This window comes from Actinomadura sp. 6K520, assembly GCF_004349245.1.
Lineage (GTDB): Bacteria > Actinomycetota > Actinomycetes > Streptosporangiales > Streptosporangiaceae > Spirillospora.
On record NZ_SMLC01000342.1, the window covers coordinates 1 to 3057 of the forward strand.

The window sequence follows — 3057 nt, forward strand, 5'->3', positions numbered from 1 at the left end:
TGAGTTCTCAAGAAACGGACACCCACCGCGCCGAACCCCGCTCCCGCGGACCCCGGCTCCGGGGCAACCCTTCTAACTTACCTGGTTCCCCACCACTGTCAAGCCGATCAACCAAGATCTTTTCGACGGACGGACGGTTCTCCAGGCCCCCACACAACAACCACCCGACAGGCCGAAGACCCGAAGAAGATCGTTTCGTAGGAGGCGCCCTACGGGTCGGCCACCGTTCGGTGTCCCGCACCCCGTCTGGGCTTGCCACTCCAGAGTACCTCGGCTCAGAGCAAGCTGCGAACCGTTTTCCTCTTATGGCCTCCCCGGGGCCGTCCGCCTTGATGGCGTCCCGCATCCCTCGGGGCATGAGAGAGGCTAGGCACCCTCACGCCGTCCGTCAAATCGGATCGTTCCGCACGCCCTCCGGCCGCGATGACCCGCTCACAGGGGCCTCCGGGTGACCCGTCCTGAGCAACGTGGCGGCCACCGGCCAACCATGCAAGGTGCCGCGGTGGAGTCGCCGGCACACGGGGGCGTCCGCTCCCAGCGCCCGTCTCCCCACCTTCTTCTTTTTGCGCTGTGCCGGATGGGGATCAGCCGATCGGCGATAGAACGGCCGCGTTCCGAACGACGACACCGACCGGCTCCGTCCTGGTGTCGAAGATCGAGCAGAGCGAGCGACGCCGTCGTTCGCGTTTGCAGGCGCTTGGTGGTCGGGTGGCCAATGTGTGGAGTCTGCGTGTCGGGTACGTGTCCTGCTATGCCTAGAGCACAGATCAAGGACGAGAAGACGTACCAGAAGCTCCGTGATCGGGGCGAAAGCAAGGAGAAGGCCGCGCGCATCGCGAACGCGTCGGCGGGCCAGGGCAAGAAGAAGGTCGGCCGTAAGGGCGGCAAGAGCCCCTCCTACGAGGACTGGACGAAGGACGAGCTGTTGAAGCGCGCCCGGGAGATCGGCGTGGAGGGACGGTCCTCGATGAACAAGTCGCAGCTGGTGGACGCCCTCCGTAACCACTGAGCAGGCACTCGACTCCGCGGCCGGGACGCAGCGCAGGCAACGGCCGAGCTCGATGCCGCAGCGCGTCGATCCTCAAGCCGTCAAGCCCGATTGCACCGGGACGTGGAGGCCGAATTGATCTGAGCTCCGGCACTCGGCACCCACGTTCCGCTCTCGACCACGCCGGCGACGAGTGCACCGGCACTGCGATCCGCCGGGAATCCACCGGGGAAGGGAAAGTCATGAACGCGGTCGTCGACACCGCACGCAGGGAGAAGGAAAGGTACACCGGCGGAGCTGACCGTCCGCTCGGGTCGTACCTCGCCACCCTTGCCGTCTACGGGCTGACCACGGGGACGATGGTGCTCCTGGGGCGGCGGATGCGCGACCGGGCCCCCGCCATCGGGCTGTCCGACCTTGCCCTGATGACGATCACGACGCACAAGGTGTCCCGGGTCATCGCGAAGGACCCGGTGACGAGTCCGCTGCGCGCCCCGTTCACCCGGTACTCCGGCACGGCCGGGCCGGCCGAAGTGGCGGAGGAGGTGCGCGGGAAGGGGCTCCGGCACGCCGTCGGGGAGCTGGTCACGTGCCCGTTCTGCATCGCGCAGTGGGTCGCGACGGCCTACAGTGCCGGGCTCGTGTTCGCGCCGCAGGCGACCCGGCTGGCCGGCGCCACGATGACGGCGGTCGCGGGGTCGGACTGGCTGCAACTCGCCTACGCGCGGCTCCAGCAGGCCGCCGAGGACTGAGCCTCAGACGCCCCCTTCTTTACGTTTGCCCCAAATGGGGTGGGTACGGCCTCCTCATGGATCTGTCATTCCTCAAAACGCTGTACCAACGTCCGGGTCCCTACGCGTCGGTTTACGCGGACCTCTCCCGGACCACCGAGGACGCGTCCAAGGCCGTCGAGCTGCGGTGGCGGGCGCTGCGCGCGGACCTGGCGGAGCAGGGAACTCCGGAGGACACGCTCCGCGCGATCGAGCAGACCATCGACGAGGAGATACTGCGCCGCCGCTCCGAGGGGCTGGTGCTCTTCGCGGCGGACGGCGAGGTGGTGCACCTCGAACGACTGGACGCCCCGCCCCCGACCCCGCTGGCGACCCTCGCGCCGCTTCCCGACGTCCTGCCCTACCTCGCCCAGCGCGGTGAGAGGTTCCCGCATCTGCTCGCCGTCGTCGACCGCCGCGGGGGCGCGATCGACTGTGTCACCGCGGACGGACGGCACCACCACATCGACGTGCAGGGGGACGAGGACTACCCGATCCACAAGACGAAGGCGGGCGATTGGAACCAGTCCCGGTTCCAGCGGTCGTCCGAGAACGTCTGGAAGCTCAACGCGAAGAAGGTCGCGCGCGAGATCGACCGTGTCGCCGACATGTGCGGCGCCGAGGCCATCGTCATCGCCGGAGACACCCGCGCCCGTACCGCCGTCCTGGACGAGGTCTCTGAGAACGTCCTTGCGCACACCGTCGAGGCCGACAAGAACACGACGGTCGACGACCCCGACCTGGACGCGGAGCTGCAGCGCGTTCTGGAGCTGAAGACGACCGAGCGAATAATGACCGTCGCCGAGCGCTTCGACCGCGAACTGGCCAACGGCGAGCGCGCCGTGGAAGGCCTGCCCGCCACCGCGAAGGCCATCCGCGAAGGCCGCGTCGAGACACTCCTCTTGGACGACGACCCGGATTCAGGCGCGCGCCTCTGGGTCGGCCCCCATCCAGCACATATAGCCACCACCGCCGAGGAACTCCGCGACGAGTTCGGCGTGAGCGACCCTCGCGAGGTCAAGGCGGACGCCGCCCTGGTCAGGGCCGCAGCCGCCACCGACGGCGAACTGGTGGTCGTACCGGCGAACGGCAGCCCGGCCCAGAACATCCACGTTGGGGCCGTCCTCCGCTTCACCGCCTGAGAACAGGTCCCAACGCCCTGGAGGTCGTCCCCTGGGGGAAATGACGAAGGAGTGGCGGCCCGCGCTCTCCGCGGGCACACCACTCCCAACTCGTCCGTGGAGCTATGGGGATTCGAACCCCAGACCTCCTCCATGCCATGGAGGCGCGCTACCAACT

General features: G+C 68.2%; 3 protein-coding genes. All 3 read left to right on the forward strand.

Annotated elements, in window-relative coordinates; translation table 11 throughout:
* Window positions 1-751 precede the first annotated feature (751 nt).
* Entirely contained in the window at window positions 752-1009 is a 258-nt protein-coding gene (locus tag E1289_RS37060; protein WP_131988781.1) for a Rho termination factor, read from the forward strand.
* Window positions 1010-1230: 221 nt separating this feature from the next.
* A complete protein-coding gene (locus E1289_RS37065) occupies window positions 1231-1740 on the forward strand; it encodes a DUF1360 domain-containing protein (protein WP_131988783.1) in 510 nt (169 codons plus the stop codon).
* 56 nt (window positions 1741-1796) lie between these two features.
* On the forward strand, window positions 1797-2900 hold the full coding sequence (locus E1289_RS37070; protein WP_131988785.1) for a Vms1/Ankzf1 family peptidyl-tRNA hydrolase: 1104 nt from the start codon (window positions 1797-1799) through the stop codon (window positions 2898-2900).
* The last annotated feature ends 157 nt before the right edge of the window (window positions 2901-3057 follow it).

Excerpts from the sequence above, each read along its gene's own strand:
- E1289_RS37060 (WP_131988781.1), top strand. The coding sequence starts at position 752 with ATGCCTAGAGCACAGATCAAGGACGAGAAGACGTACCAGAAGCTCCGT.
- E1289_RS37065 (WP_131988783.1), top strand. The coding sequence starts at position 1,231 with ATGAACGCGGTCGTCGACACCGCACGCAGGGAGAAGGAAAGGTACACC.
- E1289_RS37070 (WP_131988785.1), top strand. The coding sequence starts at position 1,797 with ATGGATCTGTCATTCCTCAAAACGCTGTACCAACGTCCGGGTCCCTAC.